Here is a 21,032-nt window from a genome sequence, read left to right as displayed (position 1 = left end):
TGAGGTATGTCCTTTCTGCTTAGGCCACTGGTGGCATGTCGGATTCGCGGGAATCAAGGCCGAGCCGGAGCTTGGCCCACTCGCCGCGGGTGAAGTCAGGCACCTCAACCGGTGCGCCGCCATTGGCCAGCGACATGACGCTCAGCGGAACCGGGGAGCACCAGGCGGCGGAGTCGTAGACGTCGATATCGGGGACCAGGCCCGCACGCATGGTCTGGACTGTGCGCCACTGCAGGAGGTAATCGATGCCGCCGTGTCCAGCATTCGCTGCCTCCGGGCCCACCTTCTTCCAGATCCAGTGATCGAACTCATCGCGGTACGGGGTCCAGTTGGCCCAGGCGTGCCCGCTGTGGTCCGGCTCGAGGTAGACGCGTGCGTTGTAGTCCTCGAAGATGCCCCGGCTACCGGCGATGGAGTTGATCCGCGAGTAGGGGCGGGGGGAACTGACATCATGCTCGGCGCGGAGAACGCGGCCGCGCTCGGTGTTGATGAGGCACGTTACGAGGTCGCCGTTGATGTACTCCTCCTGCCAAGAAGGGTGGTCTTTCGGGACATAGCGCGCACGATAGTCGGCGAGTCCCTTCGGGGCTGTCGCAGTTGCCTGCAGGGTTGTGAACCGGTCACCGCGGTTGATGTCCATTGCCGCGGCAATCGGTGCCAGGCCGTGCATCGCGTAGAAGCTGGCGGTGCTGCGGGTGTGCCATTTACGCCGCCAGGCGTCGGTGTAGTAGCTGTCGTCGAACAGCAGCGAGCGGAGATCGTGGAGGTAGCCGCCGTGGCCGTTGGTGATTTCACCGAACATGCCTTCGTGGGCCATCTTCAGCATGGCGAGTTCGTTGCGTCCGTAGCTGCAGTTCTCGGCAAGCATCAGGTGCTTGCCAGTGCGCTCGGAGGTGTCGACCAGATCCCACATCTCATCAAGCTCAGTAGCGATGGGCAGCTCAATCGCAGCGTGCTTGCCCGACTCCAGGGCAGCCTTGCCCTGCTCGTAGTGGAATTCCCACGGAGTTGCGATGTAGATGAGGTCAATGTCCTCGCGCTTCAGTAGCTCCTTGTAGGAATCGGCGGAACCACCGAACTCGAGGGGACGCGGCTTTCCGTCGGCCACCAGCCGATCAGCGGAGCGCTTGGCGCGGTCCGCCCGGATGTCGCATACGGCGGTGACTGCAGCACCGGGGACATCGCCCCAACCAAGCAGCATGCCCGCACCCCGGTTGCCGAGACCGATCAGGCCGATACGCACTGTTTCGTGTGCTTCGAAGGGTACGTCGCCCATGAACTTCTGGGCTTTCGGGCGCTTGCCCGGACCCTTCGCCAGCGCGGATTGTGCGGTTGCGGCGATGACGCCGCCCGCCAGTACTCCGCCGAGCACCATTCGTCGTGAAGCATCGGGTATTTCGACCATCTTTGGTTCCCTCCATAGGTCTGTGCCCCGCTAACTGCATCGCTAAGGGCACTGTTAGGTAGGTCACAAGCCAATAGGCAAACCTCGAACGTGTCAATATGCGATTGAAGAATCGATTAAATAATCATGATTAATCATAAAAATTGCACAGTACGATCATCGACGCGCCGCGACAGGCACAGAAACGAACAGAGTTACGTCAGGCAAGCGCCACAGCTTGGTGGGCCAAGGGTTCGCGCAAGAGAGCCGTGGCCGGTGCTAATCGAGGCGGGAGTGCTTCCCGAGCGCGTGGAAGGCGCGGTCGTGATAGACCAGCGGGGCGTCGTCGTCGTTCTGTGCGCGGACCTCAACCACTTCCGCGGCGATGAGCATCGACCCACCCAGCGGAAGCCGTTCGACGACGGCGCAGCGCAGCGCCCAGCGCGCGTGCCGCAACAGCGGTTCACCGGTGGACAGGAGCTCCCACTCCATTTCGTCCGTGAACCTCATTGAGCCCTTGGTGGCGAATGTCCGGGCAAGCGCCACTTGGTCGGCGCCCAGGAGATGGACCAGAACCGTAGGTGCTTCGGCAATCAGCGACGCCGAGCGGGACTCCGTGGACACCGAAAATGCAAGGATGGCGGGGCTCGCGGACACCGAGGCAACCGACGACGCCGTCAGGCCTACCGGCCCGGCAGGGCTGGCCGCCGTCACGATCGCCACTCCGCCCGGGTGGTCCCGGAAAGCACTTTTGAACAGTTCAGCGCTCGCAGCAGTGAGGGTCGGATCAGGAGAGGAGGTCATGCCCGGGCTTTCGTGGGGGAGGTCCGTTGGCGCACGGATTCCATTAAGCCTAGAACCTCAACAATTGTTGAGGTCAAATGGGGAAACTAGCTGGCGAGGTTTAGGTCGTCGGAGATCGCCTGGGCTGCCGAGCGCAGCAGCGGCACGGCCTTGTCAGCGAAGCCCTTGTCCACGCGCGACACCGGGCCCGACACCGAAATGGCGGTGGGCGTGGGTGCATCCGGCACGGCCATGGCGAAGCAGCGCACGCCGAGCTCCTGTTCCTGCTCGTCAATGGAGTAGCCGCGCTCGCGGATCCGCTCCAGCTCCTCAAGCAACTGGTCTACGGAGCTGATGCTCTTCTCGGTGGGCGTCGGCATGCCCGCGCGGCTCACGATGTTGCGGACGACGTCGTCGTTCAGCTGCGCAAGGATGGCTTTCCCGACGCCGGTGTCATGGGTATGTGCGCGCCGGCCCACCTCGGTGAACATCCGCATGGAGTGCGGCGATGGCACCTGGGCTATGTAGACGACCATGTCAGAGTCGAGGACGGCCATGTTGGACGTTTCACCGAGCCGGTCCACCAGCATCTTCAACTGCGGACGGGCAAGGGCACCAAGCTGCTTGTTGGCTCCCTCGCCGAGGCGGATGAGCCGGGGCCCGAGGGCGTAGCGCCGGTTCGGCAGTTGCCGCGCATACCCCTTCATCACCAGGGTGCGGAGGAGACGGTGGATGGTGGGCAAGGGGAGGTCGGTCGAGGAGGAGAGCTCACTCAACGTCACTTCACCACCGGCGTCGGTGATGAGTTCCAACAGCTCGAATACGCGTTCAACGGACTGGACGCCGCCTGCTGCTGCCTTTTCGGCCATTGGATCCCCTAGGTAGGTATGTATCCGCGTAGCGGAATAACTTCTCCAAAGATACCCGATTTCCATCAGGTGGAAACCCTTCGCGCTGTGTCGATATAGAGTTGTAATTCCGTAGAACAGATAATAATATCCATAATACGGAAATATGAGCATGGCCGAGAGCGGCCCAACAGTGAGGATCATCAATGGCGAGTCCCAGTCCCGGCTACTCCATCACCCTGCGCGTCCAGGCGCCGTCGAGCTTCACCGCCACCGCCGAACTGGCCGCGGCCGTAGGGGCCACGGGTGCTTCGATCACCGCCCTGGACGTCACTGAGTCCCACCACAGCAGCATCGTTGTCGACGTCAGCTGCAACACCACCGACGCCGCCCACGGCGAGCAGGTGCGCGATGCGCTCAACGCGCTCGACGGCGTGACTGTCCGCAACCTGAGCGACCGCACCTTCCTCATGCACCTCGGCGGAAAGCTGGAGATCGTCCCCAAGGTGGCCCTCCGCAACCGTGACGATCTTTCCCGTGCCTACACTCCCGGCGTCGCGCGCGTCTGCCTCGCCATTGCAGAGAATCCCGACGACGCCCGTCGCCTCACGGTCAAGCGCAACACCATCGCCGTGGTCACGGACGGTTCGGCGGTGCTGGGCCTCGGCAACATCGGGCCGGCTGCCGCGCTGCCGGTCATGGAAGGCAAGGCGGCCCTGTTCAAGCAGTTCGCCAATGTTGACGCCTGGCCTGTGTGCCTCGATACGCAGGACACCGAGGAAATCATCATGATCGTCAAGGCGCTCGCACCCGTCTACGGCGGCGTGAACCTCGAAGATATTGCCGCGCCGCGCTGCTTCGAGATCGAGAACCGCCTCCGCGAAGAACTCGATATTCCGGTGTTCCACGATGACCAGCATGGCACCGCCATCGTCACACTCGCCGCACTCAACAACGCCCTGCGGGTAGTGGACAAGCAGATCGAGAACGTTCGGATCGTCATCTCCGGCGTGGGTGCGGCCGGTTCGGCAATCATCCAGCTGCTGCAGGCGCAGGGCGCCAAGAATATCGTTGCATGTGACCGCAAAGGCGCAATCCACAGCGGGCAGAACCACACCGACGACCACCGCCGCTACATCGCCGAGAACACCAACCAGGACGCCTTCGCAGGCTCGCTGCACGAGGCCCTTGTGGACGCCGACGTATTCATCGGCGTCAGTGGCCCGAACATCCTCGGTGAGGAGCAGGTCGCGTCAATGGCCGAGAAGGCAATCGTGTTTGCGATGGCCAACCCCGACCCCGAGATCGACCCTGTAATCGCCGCCCGCCATGCCGCCGTCGTCGCCACCGGCCGCAGCGACTTCCCGAACCAGATCAACAACGTCCTGGCCTTCCCCGGCTTCTTCCGGGGACTGCTCGACGCCGGCGCCTCCGACATCACACCTGAAATGCTCGTCGCCGCAGCTGATGCAATTGCCGCCCGCGTGGACGATGATGAACTCAACGCCAGCTTCATCATCCCCAGCGTGTTCGACCCGCATGTCGCCGGTGACGTAGCGGCGGCTGTCGCAGCCGCCGCGGCGTCTTCGGCACAGGCCCAATCCGGTTCAGAATCAGCAGAGTAGGAGCAGGACATGTCCATCGAAATCACTGATACGACGCCGATCGAGGGCGCCGACGCCATCCTCACCCCGGAGGCGCTGGCCTTCCTGGAGAAACTGCACCAGGAGTTCCGCGGGAACCGTGACGAACGGCTGGCCGCCCGTGCTGCCCGCAGGGAGGAAGTGGCCACCACCGGTCGGCTGGACTTCCTGCCCGGGACAGCGGAGATCCGCAAGGGTGACTGGACCGTTGCATCCGCTCCTCCCCAGCTGCAGGACCGCCGCGTTGAGATGACCGGCCCCGCATCGCCCGCCAAGATGGCCATCAACGCGTTGAACTCGGGTGCCAAGGTGTGGCTCGCGGACCTTGAGGATGCAAGCTCACCCACCTGGTTCAACGTCATCGACTCCCAGGTCAATCTTTACGGTGCGGCCCGCGGGTCACTCAGCTTCACGTCGTCCGAGGGCAAGGAGTATGCGCTGCGCACCGACGCGCCGCTCGCCGTCGTCGTCGCCCGTCCCCGCGGGTGGCACCTGCCGGAGAAGCACATCGTGATTGACGGTGAGCTCGCTATCGGCGCCCTGGTGGACTTCGGGCTGCACTTCTTCCACAACGCGCAGCACCTGCTCAGCAACGGAAGCGGCCCGTACTACTACCTGCCCAAGCTGGAGAGCCACCTCGAAGCACGCCTCTGGAACGACGTCTTTGTCTTCGCACAGGACTACCTGGGGGTTCCGCAGGGTTCCGTGCGCGCCACTGTGCTGATCGAGACCATTCCGGCTGCTTTCGAGATGGATGAGATCCTCTACGAGCTGCGCGACCACGCCTCGGGCCTCAATGCCGGCCGCTGGGATTACCTTTTCAGCATCATCAAGTACTTCCGCGACGGCGGCGAGTCCTTCATCCTTCCTGACCGCGCAACCGTGGTGATGACTGCCCCGTTCATGCGTGCCTACACCGAGCTGCTGGTCAAGACCTGCCACCGCCGTGGTGCCTTCGCGATGGGCGGCATGGCCGCGTTCATTCCCAACCGCCGCGAGCCGGACATCACCGCGCAGGCCATCGAGAAGGTCCGCGCCGACAAAACCCGCGAGGCCGGTGACGGCTTCGACGGATCCTGGGTTGCGCACCCCGACCTCGTGCCCGTCTGCCGTGAGGTCTTCGACTCAGTACTGGGCGAAAAGCCCAACCAGATCGATCGGCAGCGCCCGGAGGTCGAAGTCACCGCCGCACAGTTGCTCGACGTCGAATCCGCCGACGGCGATGTCACCGAGTTGGGCCTGCGCGCCAACCTCTATGTCGCCGTCGCGTACGTTGCGGTGTGGCTTTCGGGGAACGGTGCGGTGGCGATCCACAACCTCATGGAGGACGCAGCGACGGCGGAAATCTCACGCTCGCAGGTGTGGCAGCAGATCCGCAACAAGACCGTGCTCGCCGACAGCGGGAATACCGTCACCCCCGACCTGGTGAACAGTATCCTTGCCGAGGAAACCGAGAAGCTGCGCGGGGAAGTGGGCGACGACGCATTCACAAAGTTCTACGAGCCCGCCAGCCGCCTCATCGCCGACATCTGCATCTCCGAGGACTACACCGAGTTCCTCACCCTCCCGGCGTATGAGTTGGTGAACTGACGTGAAGTTCGCCCTCGGCTTCGATGATTACGCGGCCATAGATTCCCGGCTGGCTGACACCGACGCGCTGCTCCAGCACAATTACCCCGGCGATTCCGGTGCCCGTCAGCCCGTACACACCGTGTACGTCCCGGCGGACCGGTACCAGCCCTCGCTCCCCGGTGACTGGGGGAGGGAGGCGCTTGCCTCCGTCGAACGTGGCGGTGGGATGGGCACGCTGTGCGCTTTGCTTGGCGTGAACGACGACGTCGGCACGCTGGTGAGCGAGAAGCTCGCCTCCGAGCCGATCGAGGATCTACGGCTCGACTTCGAGGACGGATACGGGAACCGGCCTGACGACGAGGAGGACGCCGACGCGACGCGTGCGGCTATCGCCGTAGCCCGTGCGGTTCGGGACGGAATCGCGCCGCCGTTCATCGGCATCCGGTTCAAGTGTTTCGAGGAGGCCACGCGCCGCCGGGCCCTGCGGACGCTGGATCTGTTCATTAGTGGACTCCTCGCCGAGGGGCCGCTCCCGGACGGGCTGGTGCTCACGCTCCCGAAGGTCTCGACCGTGGCGCAGGTCGAGGCGACGGTGTTCGCGTGCCAGCGGCTGGAGGCGGTGCACGGGTTGGTTCCGGGCAGGCTCCGGTTCGAGGTGCAGATGGAGACGCCGCAGCTGATCCTCGCCGCAGACGGTTCAGTGCCGGTTGCCCAACTGCTGCACCGTGCGGAGGGCCGCGTCTCGGCGTTCCACTACGGCACGTACGACTACAGCGATTCGCTGCAGATCGCCGCCGCGTACCAGTCCATGGAGCACCCCGCCGCGGACTACGCCAAGCAGGTAATGCAGGTGGCGGTAGCTGGAACGGGCGTGCGCCTTTCGGACGGTTCGACGAACATCCTGCCAGTGGGAGCGCCGTCGGACGTTTCTGCGGCGTGGCAACTGCACGCCCGGTTGGTGAGGCGCTCGCTGGAACGCGGCTACTACCAGGGCTGGGACCTGCATGCGGCGCAGCTGCCAAGCAGGTTCATCGCCACGTACGCCTTCTACCGCGAGGGCCTCCCAGCAGCCGCGACCCGGCTGCGCAACTACGTGCACCAGCTAGAAAGCGCGGTGCTGGATGAGCCTGCAACCGCGCGGGCACTGGCCCGGTTTATTCACCGGGGCGTGCTCTGCGGTGCCGTCACCCACGCCGAGGTCAGCGAACTGGCCGGCGTTTCACTTTCCGAGCTGGAGGCGCTTGCGCATCCCCGGAAACACGATAATTACACTTCTTAAGGACTGACGTTGAACAACTATTACGCACCCGAATCCGTTCTGCCGCCGCAGACGGACCTGTTGACCGGCCGCGCGGTCGTCACCGAGGCATACACCGTGATCCCGCGCGGCGTGCTGCGCGACATTGTGGTGAGCGAACTGCCTGAGTGGACGGGCACCCGGACCTGGATCCTCAACCGGCCCGTCGCGGGAGGCGCGACGACGTTCGCGCAGTACCTGGTGGAGGTCTCGCAGGGCGGCGGTTCGACCAACCCCGAGCCGGAGGCTGGCGTCGAATCCTTCGTCTTCCTGCTCGAGGGTGCGCTGACCATCAAGCTCGAGGGGGAGCTACATGACCTTACCCCCGGTGGCTTCGCGTTCATCCCGCCGGGAGCCGCGTGGGAAGTCACCAATTCCGAAGGTGCTCCCGCCAAGTTCCAGTGGATCCGCAAGGCTTACCAGCCCCTCGCTGGCCACACGCCGAAGGCCCGCGTGGGTAATGAGCAGGACATCGAGCCCGGTTCCATGCCCGGTACAGAGAACAAGTGGCGTACCACCCGCATGCTGCCCACCGATGACATGGCGTACGACATGCACATCAACGTGGTCACCTTTGAACCCGGTGCGGTGATTCCGTTCGCAGAGACGCACGTCATGGAGCACGGGCTCTACGTGCTGGAGGGCAAGGCCGTGTACCGCTTGAACCAGGATTGGGTCGAGGTGCAGGAGGGCGATTACATGAGCCTCCGCGCGTTCTGCCCCCAGGCCTGCTACGCGGGCGGCCCGTCGAACTTCCGCTACCTGCTGTACAAGGACGTGAACCGGCAGATCAAGCTCACCTGATCTGCATCGAGTCAGCAAAAATAACTGAACTTTCGCGAAAAAGTAGTCATTACTGCTGACTCGATGTGAAGGTGGCGGGGGTTAGGCCGGCTGGTACGCCGGGTAGTCGGTGTAACCCTCGGCGCCTTCGCTGTAGAACGTCGCATGGTTGGGCTCGTTGACGGGCAGGTTGTCCTGCCAGCGCCGCACGAGGTCCGGGTTGGCAATGGCCGCGCGGCCGACGACGACGGCGTCCGCCAGTCCGTCATCCATCAGGGTGAGCGCCTCTTCGCGGCTGGTCATCTCGCTGAAGCCTGTGTTCAGCAGGAACGGGCCGTCGAAGAGCGAGCGCAATTCCTGGACGAGGTCCCCGGCCGGGTCCTGATGCAGAACGCTCAGGTACGCGAGCTTATGTGGCGAGATGGCCTTCGTCAGTGCGGCGTAGGTCTGCCGGAGGTCTTCCCGGTCGAACTCCGTGGCGCCCTGGATGTTGTGCTCGGGTGAGACACGGATGCCCACGCGGTCGGCACCGACGGCGTCGACGACGGCGTTGACCACCTCGATCACGAACCTCGCGCGGTTCTCAGGCGAGCCGCCGTAATTGTCCTCACGCTGGTTCGAGGCGGGCGAGAGGAACTCGTGCAAAAGGTAGCCGTTGGCGGAGTGAAGCTCAACGCCGTCGAACCCTGCCTTGATCGCGTTCAGCGAACCCTGCACGAATTCCTGCACGACGCCGGGGAGCTCGGCTTCGGTTAGCGCGTGCGGGACGGGGTAGGGCTTCTTGCCCTTGTAGGTGCGGGTCTCGCCCTGGATTGCGATGGCGCTGGGGCCGACGACGGTGTGGCCGCCGTTGGTGTCCTCGTGCGTGACCCGGCCTGCGTGCATGACCTGCGCGTAGATACGGCCGCCCTCAGCGTGTACCGCTTCGGTGACCTGCGACCAGCCTGCCAACTGCTCCTCGGTGACGAGGCCCGGCTGGCCCGGGAAACCCTGCCCGGGGTGGCTGGGGTAGGTGCCTTCGCTGACGATCAGTCCGAGGCTGGCGCGCTGGCGGTAATGCTCGACGACGATCGGCCCGGGTACGCCGTCCTCGCCCGAGCGGCACCGGGTGAGCGGGGCCATGATCAGGCGGTTCGGCAGTTCGAGTTCGCCGACAGTCAACGGGGAGAACAGCATTCTTTGGTCCTTTCGCGGAAGCGTTTCACTTGGGCAACTTTCGTGGGTCGGTGCCTATTCCGCGTGGGACCGGGATCACAGCTGGTGTGCCGGTAGGGTCAGGGGCATGAGCGCAGATTCACGCCACGGTTCCAGGGACTTTGATGTACCCCTCCGGGCCCAGCTTGAGCAGTTCGTTGATGATCATCGACAGGCACTTCATGAATGCCTCGACGGCGTGACGGAGGAAGAGGCACGCGCGCGGCTGGTTCCGTCAAAAACCACCCTGCTGGGGCTGGTGAAGCACGCCATCTTCGTCGAGCAGGTCTGGTTCGACGAGGCGATTACCGGAAGAACGCGTGCGGAAATCGGTTGTGCCGACGGCCCCGACGCATCATTTGACCTTGACCCTGAGGACTCAATCAGCTCCGTCCAGACCAGGTACCTGGAGGTGTGCCAGGCGTCGCGGGCCGCGGCCTCGGGTTTGGGCATCGACGACGTCGTTTCCGGAAACCGCCGAGGGCCTCTACCCGTCCGGTGGATCTACCTTCATATGATTCGTGAACCAGCCCGCCACTGCGGCCATGCGGACATCATCAGGGAGCAGCTGATTGCTCGGCGGATTTAGTCTGATTCGCCAAGTTCCAAGCGTCAGCTCGGCGCATCGGGGTAGCGTGGCTCCATGCTGAGTCGACCTAGGCAACGCCAACTGACGGCGTCGGACGGAACCAACCTCAGCTTCTTCGACACGGGCGGCACCTCTGAACCCGTCGTGTTCCTGCACGGGCTGGCGGGAAGTGCGGTTGAGTTCTTCCCCTCTGCGGATTCAATTCAGGGACGGCGGTCTGTCCTCGTGGATCTTCGCGGTCACGGACGGAGTACCAGGCGGCCGAGTGACCTCTCCCGTGCGGCATTTGTCTCGGACGTTGTGCAAATCATCGAGGAGGTCGCCCGCTCAGTAATGCTGGTCGGACAATCCATGGGAGGGCACACCGCGATGCTGGTCGCTGCCTCCAGGCCGGATCTTGTAAGCCGACTTCTCCTCCTTGAATCCGGTGCCGGTGGTGGGACAGAAGCGGAACGGGAAGAGCTGAGTCACTATTTCGAGTCGTGGCCGGCACCGTTCGCCAACCGCGATGCTGCTAGGCACTTCTTGGGGGACGGCGCATTGCAGCGTGCCTGGATTGAAGACTTGGACGAAAGAGCGGACGGACTTTACCCCCGATTTGACGGTGATGTGATGGTGGACGTGTTGCGAGGGGTGGCGGATCCGCGATGGCACGAGTGGGAAAGGGTCATCTGCCGAACGACCGTTGTGTACGGCAGTGAAGGCATGTTCACCGAAGAAGAACGCAGGAGCTTCGTCGATGCAGGTAGCGATGCTCTGATGGTCACTCTGAACGGTGCCGGCCACGATGCGCATCTTGATTCCCCGCAGGCCTGGTATGAAGTTCTGCGAGCGTTCCTCAGCGCAGGTCCAGGCGCATGACCACCCGCGGGAAACCACCCGAGATCGCGCTGGTATCTGATGCCTTGGTGAAGCCAGCCCGCTCGAACATCGCACGCGTGCCCACGTACGCCATCGTGAGGTCCACCTTCCGGCCTCCATTCTCCACTGGATAACCCTCGATCGCCGGTGCCCCCTGTTCACGCGCGTACTCCACAACCCCTTCCAGCAACGCATGCGCGATGCCCTTTCCGCGGTGCCCTGGCCGGACCCGGATACACCACGCCGACCAGACCGGAAGTTCGTCTACGTGGGGGATTTTCCGCGACCGGGCAAAGGGTAGGAGGGCCCGCGGAGCGACGGCGGCCCACCCAACCACGGTGCCGTCGTCGTATGCCAGGACTCCCGGCGCAACCTCGCGGCTGCACAGTTCGCGCACGAACTCGCCCCGAGCGGGACCGACGAGCTCCCGGTTGGTCTTCGCGTCGATGCGATGGCTCAGACACCAGCACACCGAGGAGCCAGGGTTCTTGGGGCCGACCATGGTGGCGACGTCGTCGAACCGGTTGTTAGTCGCGGGCTTGACCTCGATACTCACGCGATGAGGTTACTCGGTTCCGGTCATTTTGTGCTGCCTATTCCCTGCGGCGCGTTGAGGCGGTAGCGTGCTCGTTCTCGGAGGAAGGGGCTTTTGTGGACGGCATGAATATGACTGATCGTGTACGACATGCGCTCGCATCATCGGAACCTGTCCGCGAGAAGAAGATGTTCGGCGGCATCTCGTTCATGGTGAACGAGAAGATGGTGGTCAGTGTGCGGAACGACGGCGACCTGATGGTCCGCGTGGATCCACAGCGGAGCGAGGAACTGCTCGCTATTTCCGGCGTGCGCCTCGCCGAGATGGGGCCCGGACGGGTGATGGGCCCTAGCTGGATCTCCGTGTCGCCCGAGGCGACAGCGTCCGACGACGGCCTCGCCTTTTGGCTTGACGCTGCGCTTGAACACAACAGGAGTTCATCAAAAATCTAGCGTTACGCGCGGGCAGCGAGTAAGGGCGCTCCTGGTCCGTCCAGGCCCGACGGCGCCACGGTCCGGCCGGACACCGCCAGCAGCAGTGAGATTGCCTCGCCTTCGACCAGTGCCCCGGTGCCGATGGCGAAGTCCGCGTCCGTCGCCCTCAGTGAGAGACCGGCGACGCGTTCCTTTCCGCCGCCGAGCGACGCGCCAGTGCGTGCCTGCAGACGGAGAGCGGGTACGACGTCGTCCGCTGGGTAAGCGCGCATGATCCCGAGGGGGCGGCGAATGTCCTCGCCGTGCACGAACGCTTCGACGAGGCGGGTGTCCTTCGGGGCGGGCGGAGTGGACGTGCGGAACTGGACCGCGCGGAACGCGGCGAGGGTATCGGCCGGGTTGTCCCTTCGTTCGTCCGCGACCTCAAGCATGTTGGCCCTGTCGAAGTCGAAGCGGGCGGCGATCAGGTGCTTGGCGAAATTCCAGCGCGTGGTTTTCGCGGTGGCGATGAGGTGGGCGACGACGTCGTGCACGTCCCAGCCAGTGCACAGCGACGGCGTGGCCCACTGGTCGGGAGTGAGGTTCTCGAGATCGGCGATGAGGGCTGCGCGTTCGGCGTGGACGGTGGGCCAGACGTCGGTCATAGTGGTGCGCCTTTCGGTTGGGGTTCACTGTGGAGACGCTGCGGAGACGGGATCTTCATCGGTTGGGTACAAGTTACTCGTCCTCTACCCGGACACTGGTTGTCCGCAACGGGCAGTACATTTGCTGCCATGACGCTTCACTGGACCCTCGGCTGCGACGCTAATGATCCACAGCTGCTCGCCTCGTTTTGGGCGCAAGCGCTCGGGTACATCGCTGAACCGGGTTACGACCACCCCGACGGCGCATCCATCATCGACCCCGAGGGAAAGGGGCCAGCGATCGGGTGGCTTCGTGTGCCGGAGGGGAAGTCAGCCAAGAACCGGCTTCACATCGACATCCGGGTGGCCGGCGAAGGGCCGTGGGATATGGAGGAGCGCGAGCGCCTCATCCGCGCGAAGATGCCGGAGCTCGTTTCCCAGGGTGCCGTCGTCGTTCGCGAAGAGTACGACGACGGCGTGCTCAGCCACGTCGTCATGCGGGACCCTGAGCAGAACGAGTTCTGCGTGGCGTAGCAACCGGTGCCTCCCATAGGGGCGACTTGATAGCGTGTCACGCATGCCAATCAAATTCGAAAACGTCGGCATCGCGGTCCGTGACATTGAAGCGGCAATCGCATTCTTCACCGACCTCGGACTCACGGTGCTCGGCCAGGACACGGTCAGCGGCGAGTGGGCTGACACCGCCGTCGGCCTTGACGGTAACCACGCCAAGATTGCGATGCTTCAGACCCCCGACGGCGGTGGGCGCCTGGAGCTCTTTGAGTACATCCATCCCGAAGCGATCGAGACGGAGCCAACCCTTCCCAATGAGATCGGCATGCACCGCGTCTCGTTCGTAGTTGATGACATTGAGGACGCCCTCCAGATCGCCGCGAAACACGGCTGCCACCCGTTGCGCGGAGTCGCGACGTACGGCGACGCTTACAAGCTCACCTACCTCCGCGGGCCCAGCGGAATCATCGTGATGTTCGCCGAGGACCTGACGAAGACCTGATCGGTGCTTTCGCCCGATCGATGAGTTCCTGACCCTCCCCCCGTCTAATCGACAAACGCAGAAACGCGAGCAGAAACGGAGCATCACATGGCGCGCGAATTGGTATGGACGGGATTCATGTCCCTTGACGGCGTAGCGGACTCGCCCGGTGGGGTCGAAGAGGGCCACCGCAGCGGCGGGTGGGTGCTCAGTACCGAGTTCCTCCCCGAAGCTTTCGCCCTCAAAGGCGACGAACTGGCGGAAACCTCGGCGCTCATGTTTGGCCGGCGGAGTTACGAGGCATTCGCCCCGGTCTGGTCGGTGTCCGAGGAACCACGCTGCGTACCAGGACCTCCCCAAGTACGTCGTCGCCTCGACACTCGGCGACGAAGCGAAAATCGACAACTGGGGACCGATTGAGATCCTCCGCTCGGTCGATGACATCGCGGCTCTCAAGCAGGGCGACGGCGGCGCGATCTTCATCCACGGCAGCCCCCGAACTGGCACGCAGCCTGTCCGACGCCGGCCTCATCGACCGCTACAACCTCCTCGTCTTCCCGGTATTGCTCGGCGCCGGAAAGAGCCTGTTCAGCGCCGCCGACAAGGACCGGCAGCAGCTGCGGCTCCGCGAGTCAGAGGCCTACGCCAACGGCGTCGTCAAGGCGATCTACAACGTCGTGCGCTGAGCTTGGCCGCCGTCGTCGTTCCTCAGAGTACGACGACGGCGCCCGCGCCCGACGCGGGTGCTGTGTAGGTGAGCGAGTGCTCGCCGGCGCTAGTATCCGAGGGTGAGAGTCAGCTTCGAGCAGTGGATCAGCATCAACGGGTGCCATTTGGGGCTCATTTGGCAGACGGATGAGTTGAACGACGAAGAGATAGACAGTGGAGTCGAGGGTGACCTTGACGGGGTACTGGTCGACAACGGGAGGATCGTTTGGGCTTCTAGTCCCGGTGATCTTGCTGCCGCTGCTAGCAGGTACGGGCTGACTTTTGAACCCGCCAAGAGCAATCCGCAACGCTTGGACGGGTTGGAGAAGCTCTTCGAACTTCCGATCAGCGATGAGACGTGTTCACAGTTGAATGGTGCCTGGAATCTGTTGGGGGACATCGCTTGCAGTGTCGATGCGTCGCTGGATGACACGGGTCCAGAAGCGGAGAAGTGCTACGACAAGCTGTTCTTCGGACTGAATCTGGACAGCATCACACCGGTTGGGGAGCACTACAGTCCGGCTTTCGATGCTGAGGAAGTCGAAGTCATCACGGCGGTCCTTGAGAGGGGCCGTGCGATTCTGATGACACATCTTTGAGGGGCGGGGATTCACCGGAGCTAGGCTGGATGAACCTCTATCAGCGTCGATGTCATTCAAGCAGAACTGGGGAGGTAGCGAACCCTGCTTTGGTATAGAGCGACAGGGCAGGCTCGTTTGCACCGACGGTGACTCGCAGGACTCCGCAGCGGTCGGACAGGTCGGTGAGCGCTTCAATCAGCGCTGCCCCGATCCCACTGCCCCGATATTCGGGCTGCACGAAAACGCTTTGTATGTCTCCCGTGGTGCGCCTTCGATTACGAATGTCCGGCACGCGTTCAAAGATGACCAACCAGGCCATCCCGACGAGTTCGCCGCTCACCTCAGCGACTTTGCAGGCAACGGAATCGCCCATCGAGCGCATCCACTCGTCCAGCACGTCCGCAAAGCCATCGCGGTCTTCAGCGGAAGGCGCGAACGTCAGCGCTGCCCATTGAATTTTGAGATCAACAAGAGCTTGCAGGTCGTCGCGCGTGCCTTCACGAATCAGGTAACTGTCTGCCGAGCTCATTCATCATGCTCATGCGGCGAGAGGAATTCGAGCCGGTTTCCGTTGTTGTCGAACAGGTAGAAGCGGCGCATTCCGGGGAAGTTATTGTCCCAATCCGGGGCGAGCCCGTGGGCTTCGGCGCGGGCCGCCAGACCGTCCAGGTCCTGCACGAGAATGCCTGGATGAGCCTTCTTCTGTGGCCGGAAATCCTGTTCGACCCCGAGATGAATTTCGAGGTTGTCCCCGCGCACCCACAACCCACCGCGTGCGGCGAGCACGGGAGGCTTCTGGACTTCTGACAGTCCCAGAAAGCCAACATAGAACTTTCGGCACTCCTCCTCGGTACCCGCGGGTATAGCGAGCTGAATGTGATGGACCCCGAGCTTGAAAGGAGTTTCCGCCGGTATGTCCTCGTAGCGATCAACTGTCATGAGGCCTCGTTTCATCGCGATTCGCCCGAGCGCCGGGCAATGAGCGCACCGTGCGGACGGTGTCCCGCATCAGCCCGCGCATGGGTTTTCATTATCTCGAAGCCTGCAGTTTCCACGCGCCGCGTCAGCTCATCGATAGGCCAGAAGTTCGCAGGATGAACGGCGTGCGGGAAGCTCTCAACCTGAGGGCCCTCAAAGAAACCGACTAACAGCCCTCCGCCTGGTTTGATGCATCGCGCAAACTCCTGAAGCGCGGAATCCACATCAGGAGGCTGCATGTGGATGAGGGAGTACCAGGAGAGGATCCCGCCCAGCGAGGCAGCGGGTACTTCGAGGTCACCGAGTAACCCAACGCGGAACTGAACACCCGGGTATTGCTCCTCAGCGTGCGAGATGAAGGCCGGCACGAGGTCGACCCCTTCTGCCCCGACGCCGTGCTCGGTGAGGAACTTGGTCCAATGCCCAGGGCCGCACCCGGCGTCGATCACCGGTCCGTCCAAGGGAAGAGCCCACGTCCGAATAAGGTCTACGTCATCGCGATGCGCCGCTTCGATGTAACCGACAGCGGCAACGTAATCCCCGGCTCGTTTCGCATAGGCGTCGCGTACGTCGGCGATGATCATCCCTCAAGACTAGTGACGGCGTCGTTCACCACACATACTCGCGCGCAAGGAAACCCTAGGTTCTCGAAGACTGAGGGCATCCTCAGTCTGCGAGTCGCAGGTGCTACTGCACTGGCTTAGCCCTCACACTCAACGCAGTATGCGTGCCCATTGCTTTCGCGTGCTTTCTGGGACCGGTGCCGCACCAGGAAACAGGAATAGCAGGTGAATTCGTCCTCGCCCTGGGGAATCACCTGAACGGTCAGCTCCTCGGAGACAATTTCCCCTCCAGGTGTGAGCCCTCCGTCGAAGGCATCGGTCTCATCCAACTCAGTGACAACGCTCCGGGCATCAGGAGCGTTGGCGGCCTGCAATGCCTCAAGGGAACGATCCTGAGATTCCTTGACATCGGAACGGACTTCGTCGTAATCGGTTGCCACTTTAGGTGTTCTTCTCTCTGGCGATCGGTGTCTTGCTTAGGTAGCGTGCAACGCGCAATTGTACGCTGTTGTTCCCGCCCGTGCTGCCGGTCAGCATAATTGCTCGTGTCAACCGGAATTGGAAGGGAGAACAGTCAATAAGACGCCCAGAATTTGTATCCGCATCGTGGAAGGAAGTTTCCACAGATAGGGTGTACGCTAGATCACACCGAAACTAAGTAACAGGCACCTGACGTGTTTTCAGGCAGCCTGGTTGGCTCGTCGGTCCGGTTTCGTACGGGAGCGTGAAGGCGATGGAAGGAAATAAGGGGATTGGGGTAACCGTCAACGGGGAGACCCTTGACTGCAGTGGGACCAATCCGCACATTCGGTTACTCGATTGGCTGCGGGATGTTGGTCTCACAGGTTCGAAGGAAGGCTGCGCCGAAGGGGAATGTGGCGCGTGCGCCGTCCTCGTAGCCCGGCCGGACGGCCCGAACCGCACCAGATGGACCTCCGTCAACGCCTGCCTTCCACCGGCACTCGCTTTCGATGGTCAGGAAATTATCACCGCCGAGGGCCTCGGTAACGTCTCCAACGCCTGCACGCCGGAGGAACTCCACCCGGTGCAGCGCGAAATGGCAGACCGCGGCGGCTCACAGTGCGGCTACTGCACACCCGGTTTCATCTGCTCGATGGCGGCTGAATACTACCGTCCCGAACGCACCCCGGCGGACAGCAACGTCTCCGAGGAAGTGACCGGCACGGCTGCGGTCGGCGAAGAACACGCCACTGACCACGAGTGTGGACCCAATGGTTTTGACCTGCATGCACTCAGCGGAAACCTCTGCCGCTGCACCGGCTACCGGCCCATCCGCGACGCAGCGTATGCGCTGGACAAGCCCTCGGACACCGATCCGCTCCTTGACCGCCAGAACCGGCCGGCACCAGCGGCACGAACCACCAGCGCTGGCAACGCCTCCACCGGCCAGTTCAACCGCCCCGGGACCCTCGCCGAAGTACTCCAGGGTCTGCAGGACAACCCGGACACCAAGCTCGTCGCGGGTGCCACCGACCTCGGTGTCGAGGTGAATCTCCGGCACTCACGGCCCGGCGCCGTCGTCGCAATCGACAGATTGGAAGAGCTGCGCACACTCAGGCAGGAACCAGACCGTATCGAAATCGGTGCGGCACTCACCCTCTCCGAGGTGGAGCGGGCGCTCGCCGGCCGTGTGCCGATGCTGAGCCACCTCTTTCCACAGTTCGCTTCACGCCTGATTCGCAACGCAGCGACCTTCGGCGGAAACCTTTCCACCGGCTCGCCGATTGGTGACTCAGCACCCGTGTTCCTCGCGCTGGACACCAGCCTTGTCCTCTCCTCCACAGAGGGTGACCGCGAGGTGCCGCTCTCTGAGTACTACACCGGTTACCGCCAGAGCGTCCGGAAGCCCAACGAGCTGCTCAAGGCGCTAAGGATCCCGCTGCCGCTTGCTGAAACCACCGCCTTCTACAAAATCGCCAAGCGGCGCTTCGACGACATCTCCAGCGTTTCCGTAGCCATCGCGATGCAGCTGAGTGACGGCGTCATAAGCTCCATCCGCATCGGCCTCGGCGGGGTTGCCGCAACGCCAATCCGGGCAACCAAGACGGAGGAAGCGCTCCGCGGTAAACCATGGACCGCGGACACCATCACCGCGGCTGCGGCCGTGATGGCCGGTGAAGGAACACCGATCGATGACATGCGGGCAAGCTCCCTCTACCGCTCGGCAATGCTGAGGCAGGCCCTGTTGAAATTCCATGCCGAGAACGCCCCAGCTCTGGAGGTGGCCCAGTGAAATCGCTTGCAGATCGTCCCGTGAACCCGGTGGTCGGCGTCTCCGTCTCACACGAAAGCGCGTCCGCGCACGTCACCGGAACAGCCCTCTACACCGATGACCTCATTGTCCGCAGCCAGAACGTGCTTCATGCCTGGCCGGTCCAGGCGCCCCACGCACGCGCACGCATCCTGAGCATGCGGACCGAACCCGCGCTCGAGGTGCCCGGCGTGGTGAGGGTACTGACGGCGTCGGACGTTCCAGGCGTCAACGACGCCGGAGTCAAGCACGACGAACCGCTCTTTCCGCCGGAAGTCATGTTCTACGGCCACGCGCTGTGCTGGGTGCTGGGGGAATCGCTGGAGGCGGCGCGTCTTGGCGCCGAGGCCGTCGAGGTCGAGTACGAACCACTGCCCTCCATCGTCACCATCGCCGAAGCGATCGACGCCGAAAGCTTCCAGGGCGACCAGCCCACCGTCGCGCGCGGCGAGGCGGACAAGGCGCTCGAGAATGCTGCGCACCGGTTCAGCGGCGAGTTCGAATTCGGCGGCCAGGAGCACTTCTACCTTGAGACGCATGCGTCCTTCGCGCACATCGACGAGGGCGGCCAGGTGTTCGTGCAATGCAGCACCCAGCACCCCTCAGAGACGCAGGAAATCGTGGCGCACGTGCTCGGCATTCACAGCCATGAAGTGACCGTCCAATGCCTGCGCATGGGTGGCGGTTTCGGTGGCAAGGAGATGCAGCCGCACGGTTTCGCGGCTATTGCGGCGCTCGGCGCTACCCTTACCGGGCGCCCCGTCCGCCTGCGGCTCAACCGAACCCAGGACATCACCATGTCCGGCAAGCGCCACCCGTTCCACGCGCGCTGGGACGTGGGCTTCGACGACGACGGCCGCATCCAGGCGCTCAAAGCCACCCTCACGAGCGACGGCGGGTGGAGCCTGGACCTCTCCCAGCCGGTGCTTGCACGGGCGCTGTGCCACATCGACAACGCCTACTACATCCCGAACATTGAGGTTCACGGGCGCATCGCGAAGACCAACAAGACCTCGCAGACCGCGTTCCGCGGATTCGGTGGGCCGCAGGGGATGATCGTGATCGAAGACCTCCTCGGTCGCTGCGCGCCGCTGCTGGGGCTGGAACCCAGCGAGCTCCGCCGTCGTAATTTCTACGAGCCGGGCCAGAGTACGCCGTACGGGCAGCCGGTGCGGCACGCCGAACGCCTGGCGGCAATCTGGGAGACGCTGGAGGAGCGGTCAGATATCGCGAGGCGCCGCGAGGAGGTCGCCGAGTTCAACGTGAAGCACTCGAATGTGAAGCGTGCCCTGGGGATGACGCCGGTGAAGTTCGGTATTTCCTTCAACCTGACTGCGTTCAACCAGGCCGGCGCGTTGGTCCACGTCTACAAGGACGGGTCGGTGCTGATCAACCATGGCGGCACCGAGATGGGTCAGGGCCTCCACACGAAGATGTGCCAGGTCGCCGCGACGGCCCTCGGGATCCCGCTGTCGCTTGTGCGGCTCGCCCCGACAAGGACCGACAAGGTGCCCAACACTTCAGCGACGGCAGCTAGTTCCGGCGCAGACCTCAACGGCGGAGCCATTAAGAACGCCTGCGAGCAGATCAGCGCCCGCCTCGCCGAGGTCGCCGCCCGGAAACTCAACATCCACCCGGATGACGTCCGGTTCGACGCAGGCAAGGTCACCGGGATCGGGTTCCACGACACCGAACTGACCTTCGAGCAGGTTGCCCGCGACGCCTACTTCCAACGCGTCTCGCTGTGGGCTGCAGGGTACTACCGGACCGAGGGCCTGCACTGGGACAGCTCACGCATGCAGGGCGAGCCGTTCAAGTACTTCAGCTACGGCGCTGCGCTGACCGAGGTTGAGGTTGACCGTTTCACGGGCGCGTACCGACAGATTCGGGCCGACATCGTGCACGACGTCGGTGACAGCCTTTCGCCCATGATCGATGTCGGGCAGATCGAGGGCGGGTACGTGCAGGGTGCCGGGTGGCTGACTCTTGAGGAGCTGCGGTGGGACGTGTCCGACGGTCCAAACCGCGGCCGCATCACCACCCAGTCCGCCAGCACCTATAAGTTGCCGAGCTTCTCCGAGATGCCTGAGGAGTTCAACGTCCACCTGTTCGAACGGGCCACGGAAAGCGGCGTCGTCTATGGGTCCAAGGCCGTGGGCGAGCCTCCGCTGATGCTCGCGTTCAGCGTCCGGGAAGCGCTGCGCGAGGCGGTTGCGGCCTTCGGTCCCGGCGGCCGCGCCGTCGAGCTCGGCAGCCCCGCGACGCCGGAAGCCGTGTTCTGGGCGATCGAGCGCGCTGTGGCGCCCTCGTCGTCGGACGTTCCCAAGGACGACGACGACGCTCAGCAGGACAGCGCCCGCCTCACCCCGGTCACCAGCCAAGTGCACTGA

At 63.6% G+C, this 21,032-nt stretch carries 24 protein-coding genes; 14 read left to right on the top strand and 10 right to left on the bottom strand.

The window, feature by feature from the left end; all coding sequences use genetic code 11:
• Positions 1-19 precede the first annotated feature (19 nt).
• The 3 genes from ACWA1U_RS03280 to ACWA1U_RS03270 form a co-directional block, all read right to left on the bottom strand.
• Positions 20-1,405 (bottom strand): Gfo/Idh/MocA family protein, encoded by a 1,386-nt coding sequence (locus ACWA1U_RS03280; protein WP_463723923.1) that lies wholly within the window; start codon positions 1,403-1,405, stop codon positions 20-22.
• A 258-nt stretch (positions 1,406-1,663) separates the two neighbouring features.
• Entirely contained in the window at positions 1,664-2,188 is a 525-nt protein-coding gene (locus ACWA1U_RS03275; protein WP_463723922.1) for a flavin reductase family protein, read from the bottom strand.
• 86 nt (positions 2,189-2,274) lie between these two features.
• Entirely contained in the window at positions 2,275-3,036 is a 762-nt protein-coding gene (locus ACWA1U_RS03270) for an IclR family transcriptional regulator (protein WP_463723921.1), read from the bottom strand.
• Between the two features lie 185 nt (positions 3,037-3,221).
• Between ACWA1U_RS03270 and ACWA1U_RS03265 the strand changes: the two genes are divergently transcribed.
• From ACWA1U_RS03265 to ACWA1U_RS03250, 4 genes are read left to right on the top strand one after another with little or no spacing between them, the layout of a single operon-like run.
• Positions 3,222-4,640, top strand: a complete 1,419-nt coding sequence (locus ACWA1U_RS03265) for an NAD-dependent malic enzyme (protein WP_463723920.1) — start codon at positions 3,222-3,224, stop codon at positions 4,638-4,640.
• A 9-nt stretch (positions 4,641-4,649) separates the two neighbouring features.
• Positions 4,650-6,248, top strand: coding sequence for a malate synthase A (gene aceB / locus ACWA1U_RS03260; RefSeq protein WP_463723919.1), 1,599 nt, complete (start codon positions 4,650-4,652; stop codon positions 6,246-6,248).
• 1 nt (position 6,249) lies between these two features.
• Complete coding sequence (locus ACWA1U_RS03255) at positions 6,250-7,509, top strand: DUF6986 family protein (RefSeq protein ID WP_463723918.1); 1,260 nt, start codon at positions 6,250-6,252, stop codon at positions 7,507-7,509.
• 9 nt (positions 7,510-7,518) lie between these two features.
• A complete protein-coding gene (locus tag ACWA1U_RS03250; protein WP_463723917.1) occupies positions 7,519-8,331 on the top strand; it encodes a bifunctional allantoicase/(S)-ureidoglycine aminohydrolase in 813 nt (270 codons plus the stop codon).
• An 81-nt stretch (positions 8,332-8,412) separates the two neighbouring features.
• Here ACWA1U_RS03250 and ACWA1U_RS03245 read toward each other — a convergent pair whose 3' ends face one another.
• On the bottom strand, positions 8,413-9,486 hold the full coding sequence (locus ACWA1U_RS03245; RefSeq protein ID WP_463723916.1) for an alkene reductase: 1,074 nt from the start codon (positions 9,484-9,486) through the stop codon (positions 8,413-8,415).
• A gap of 106 nt (positions 9,487-9,592) precedes the next feature.
• Between ACWA1U_RS03245 and ACWA1U_RS03240 the strand changes: the two genes are divergently transcribed.
• Both ACWA1U_RS03240 and ACWA1U_RS03235 read left to right on the top strand, forming a co-directional pair.
• Positions 9,593-10,093 (top strand): DinB family protein, encoded by a 501-nt coding sequence (locus tag ACWA1U_RS03240; protein WP_463723915.1) that lies wholly within the window; start codon positions 9,593-9,595, stop codon positions 10,091-10,093.
• 54 nt (positions 10,094-10,147) lie between these two features.
• Entirely contained in the window at positions 10,148-10,954 is an 807-nt protein-coding gene (locus ACWA1U_RS03235; protein WP_463723914.1) for an alpha/beta fold hydrolase, read from the top strand.
• Here the strand turns inward: ACWA1U_RS03235 and ACWA1U_RS03230 are convergent.
• Entirely contained in the window at positions 10,932-11,510 is a 579-nt protein-coding gene (locus tag ACWA1U_RS03230) for a GNAT family N-acetyltransferase (RefSeq protein WP_463723913.1), read from the bottom strand. The two genes, ACWA1U_RS03235 and ACWA1U_RS03230, sit on opposite strands and share 23 nt — an antisense overlap.
• Positions 11,511-11,620: 110 nt before the next feature.
• On the opposite strand from ACWA1U_RS03230, the gene ACWA1U_RS03225 reads away from it, so the two are divergent.
• Entirely contained in the window at positions 11,621-11,941 is a 321-nt protein-coding gene (locus tag ACWA1U_RS03225) for a TfoX/Sxy family protein (RefSeq protein ID WP_463723912.1), read from the top strand.
• 2 nt (positions 11,942-11,943) lie between these two features.
• Here the strand turns inward: ACWA1U_RS03225 and ACWA1U_RS03220 are convergent, their stop codons facing one another.
• Positions 11,944-12,567 carry a maleylpyruvate isomerase family mycothiol-dependent enzyme gene (locus ACWA1U_RS03220; RefSeq protein WP_463723911.1) on the bottom strand — a complete coding sequence of 208 codons (624 nt, stop codon included), beginning with the start codon at positions 12,565-12,567 and terminating at the stop codon, positions 11,944-11,946.
• Between the two features lie 129 nt (positions 12,568-12,696).
• Here ACWA1U_RS03220 and ACWA1U_RS03215 point away from each other — a divergent pair, with 129 nt between their 5' ends.
• From ACWA1U_RS03215 to ACWA1U_RS03195, 5 genes are all read left to right on the top strand, one after another.
• Positions 12,697-13,080, top strand: coding sequence for a VOC family protein (locus tag ACWA1U_RS03215; RefSeq protein ID WP_463723910.1), 384 nt, complete (start codon positions 12,697-12,699; stop codon positions 13,078-13,080).
• A 43-nt stretch (positions 13,081-13,123) separates the two neighbouring features.
• On the top strand, positions 13,124-13,561 hold the full coding sequence (locus ACWA1U_RS03210) for a VOC family protein (protein ID WP_463723909.1): 438 nt from the start codon (positions 13,124-13,126) through the stop codon (positions 13,559-13,561).
• Positions 13,562-13,648: 87 nt separating this feature from the next.
• Entirely contained in the window at positions 13,649-13,960 is a 312-nt protein-coding gene (locus ACWA1U_RS03205; RefSeq protein ID WP_463723908.1) for a hypothetical protein, read from the top strand.
• Positions 13,961-13,977: 17 nt separating this feature from the next.
• Entirely contained in the window at positions 13,978-14,226 is a 249-nt protein-coding gene (locus ACWA1U_RS03200) for a dihydrofolate reductase family protein (protein WP_463723907.1), read from the top strand.
• A 102-nt stretch (positions 14,227-14,328) separates the two neighbouring features.
• Positions 14,329-14,847: a hypothetical protein gene (locus tag ACWA1U_RS03195; RefSeq protein WP_463723906.1), complete on the top strand. Its 519-nt coding sequence runs from the start codon at positions 14,329-14,331 to the stop codon at positions 14,845-14,847.
• 52 nt (positions 14,848-14,899) lie between these two features.
• Here the strand turns inward: ACWA1U_RS03195 and ACWA1U_RS03190 are convergent, their stop codons facing one another.
• The 4 genes from ACWA1U_RS03190 to ACWA1U_RS03175 all read right to left on the bottom strand — a co-directional run bounded on the left by ACWA1U_RS03190 (position 14,900) and on the right by ACWA1U_RS03175 (position 16,810).
• The gene (locus ACWA1U_RS03190) at positions 14,900-15,358 is read right to left on the bottom strand and encodes an N-acetyltransferase family protein (protein ID WP_463723905.1); all 459 of its coding nucleotides are present in this window, start codon (positions 15,356-15,358) and stop codon (positions 14,900-14,902) included.
• Entirely contained in the window at positions 15,355-15,768 is a 414-nt protein-coding gene (locus ACWA1U_RS03185; protein WP_463723904.1) for a VOC family protein, read from the bottom strand. The genes ACWA1U_RS03190 and ACWA1U_RS03185 overlap by 4 nt, the downstream gene beginning before the upstream one ends.
• A gap of 11 nt (positions 15,769-15,779) precedes the next feature.
• Positions 15,780-16,391, bottom strand: coding sequence for a class I SAM-dependent methyltransferase (locus ACWA1U_RS03180; protein WP_463723903.1), 612 nt, complete (start codon positions 16,389-16,391; stop codon positions 15,780-15,782).
• 116 nt (positions 16,392-16,507) lie between these two features.
• Positions 16,508-16,810 (bottom strand): DUF4193 domain-containing protein, encoded by a 303-nt coding sequence (locus tag ACWA1U_RS03175; RefSeq protein ID WP_463723902.1) that lies wholly within the window; start codon positions 16,808-16,810, stop codon positions 16,508-16,510.
• Between the two features lie 293 nt (positions 16,811-17,103).
• Here ACWA1U_RS03175 and ACWA1U_RS03170 point away from each other — a divergent pair, with 293 nt between their 5' ends.
• Both ACWA1U_RS03170 and xdhB read left to right on the top strand, forming a co-directional pair.
• Positions 17,104-18,624, top strand: coding sequence for a xanthine dehydrogenase small subunit (locus ACWA1U_RS03170; RefSeq protein ID WP_463723901.1), 1,521 nt, complete (start codon positions 17,104-17,106; stop codon positions 18,622-18,624).
• Positions 18,621-21,032, top strand: a complete 2,412-nt coding sequence (gene xdhB / locus ACWA1U_RS03165) for a xanthine dehydrogenase molybdopterin binding subunit (RefSeq protein ID WP_463723900.1) — start codon at positions 18,621-18,623, stop codon at positions 21,030-21,032. Before ACWA1U_RS03170 ends, xdhB begins: the two co-directional genes overlap by 4 nt.

It is taken from the genome of Arthrobacter sp. TRD_SC_6 (assembly GCF_055361185.1).
This window is presented reverse-complemented; position numbering and strand designations above follow the sequence as displayed.

Coding starts and splice junctions, on each gene's coding strand:
- ACWA1U_RS03270 (WP_463723921.1), bottom strand. CDS start 3,036: ATGGCCGAAAAGGCAGCAGCAGGCGGCGTCCAGTCCGTTGAACGCGTA.
- aceB (WP_463723919.1), top strand. CDS start 4,650: ATGTCCATCGAAATCACTGATACGACGCCGATCGAGGGCGCCGACGCC.
- ACWA1U_RS03225 (WP_463723912.1), top strand. CDS start 11,621: ATGACTGATCGTGTACGACATGCGCTCGCATCATCGGAACCTGTCCGC.
- ACWA1U_RS03280 (WP_463723923.1), bottom strand. CDS start 1,405: ATGGTCGAAATACCCGATGCTTCACGACGAATGGTGCTCGGCGGAGTA.
- ACWA1U_RS03200 (WP_463723907.1), top strand. CDS start 13,978: ATGACATCGCGGCTCTCAAGCAGGGCGACGGCGGCGCGATCTTCATCC.
- ACWA1U_RS03215 (WP_463723910.1), top strand. CDS start 12,697: ATGACGCTTCACTGGACCCTCGGCTGCGACGCTAATGATCCACAGCTG.
- ACWA1U_RS03190 (WP_463723905.1), bottom strand. CDS start 15,358: ATGAGCTCGGCAGACAGTTACCTGATTCGTGAAGGCACGCGCGACGAC.
- ACWA1U_RS03275 (WP_463723922.1), bottom strand. CDS start 2,188: ATGACCTCCTCTCCTGATCCGACCCTCACTGCTGCGAGCGCTGAACTG.
- ACWA1U_RS03205 (WP_463723908.1), top strand. CDS start 13,649: ATGGCGCGCGAATTGGTATGGACGGGATTCATGTCCCTTGACGGCGTA.
- ACWA1U_RS03180 (WP_463723903.1), bottom strand. CDS start 16,391: ATGATCATCGCCGACGTACGCGACGCCTATGCGAAACGAGCCGGGGAT.
- ACWA1U_RS03235 (WP_463723914.1), top strand. CDS start 10,148: ATGCTGAGTCGACCTAGGCAACGCCAACTGACGGCGTCGGACGGAACC.
- ACWA1U_RS03265 (WP_463723920.1), top strand. CDS start 3,222: ATGGCGAGTCCCAGTCCCGGCTACTCCATCACCCTGCGCGTCCAGGCG.
- ACWA1U_RS03240 (WP_463723915.1), top strand. CDS start 9,593: ATGAGCGCAGATTCACGCCACGGTTCCAGGGACTTTGATGTACCCCTC.
- ACWA1U_RS03170 (WP_463723901.1), top strand. CDS start 17,104: ATGGAAGGAAATAAGGGGATTGGGGTAACCGTCAACGGGGAGACCCTT.
- ACWA1U_RS03245 (WP_463723916.1), bottom strand. CDS start 9,486: ATGCTGTTCTCCCCGTTGACTGTCGGCGAACTCGAACTGCCGAACCGC.
- ACWA1U_RS03185 (WP_463723904.1), bottom strand. CDS start 15,768: ATGACAGTTGATCGCTACGAGGACATACCGGCGGAAACTCCTTTCAAG.
- ACWA1U_RS03210 (WP_463723909.1), top strand. CDS start 13,124: ATGCCAATCAAATTCGAAAACGTCGGCATCGCGGTCCGTGACATTGAA.
- ACWA1U_RS03220 (WP_463723911.1), bottom strand. CDS start 12,567: ATGACCGACGTCTGGCCCACCGTCCACGCCGAACGCGCAGCCCTCATC.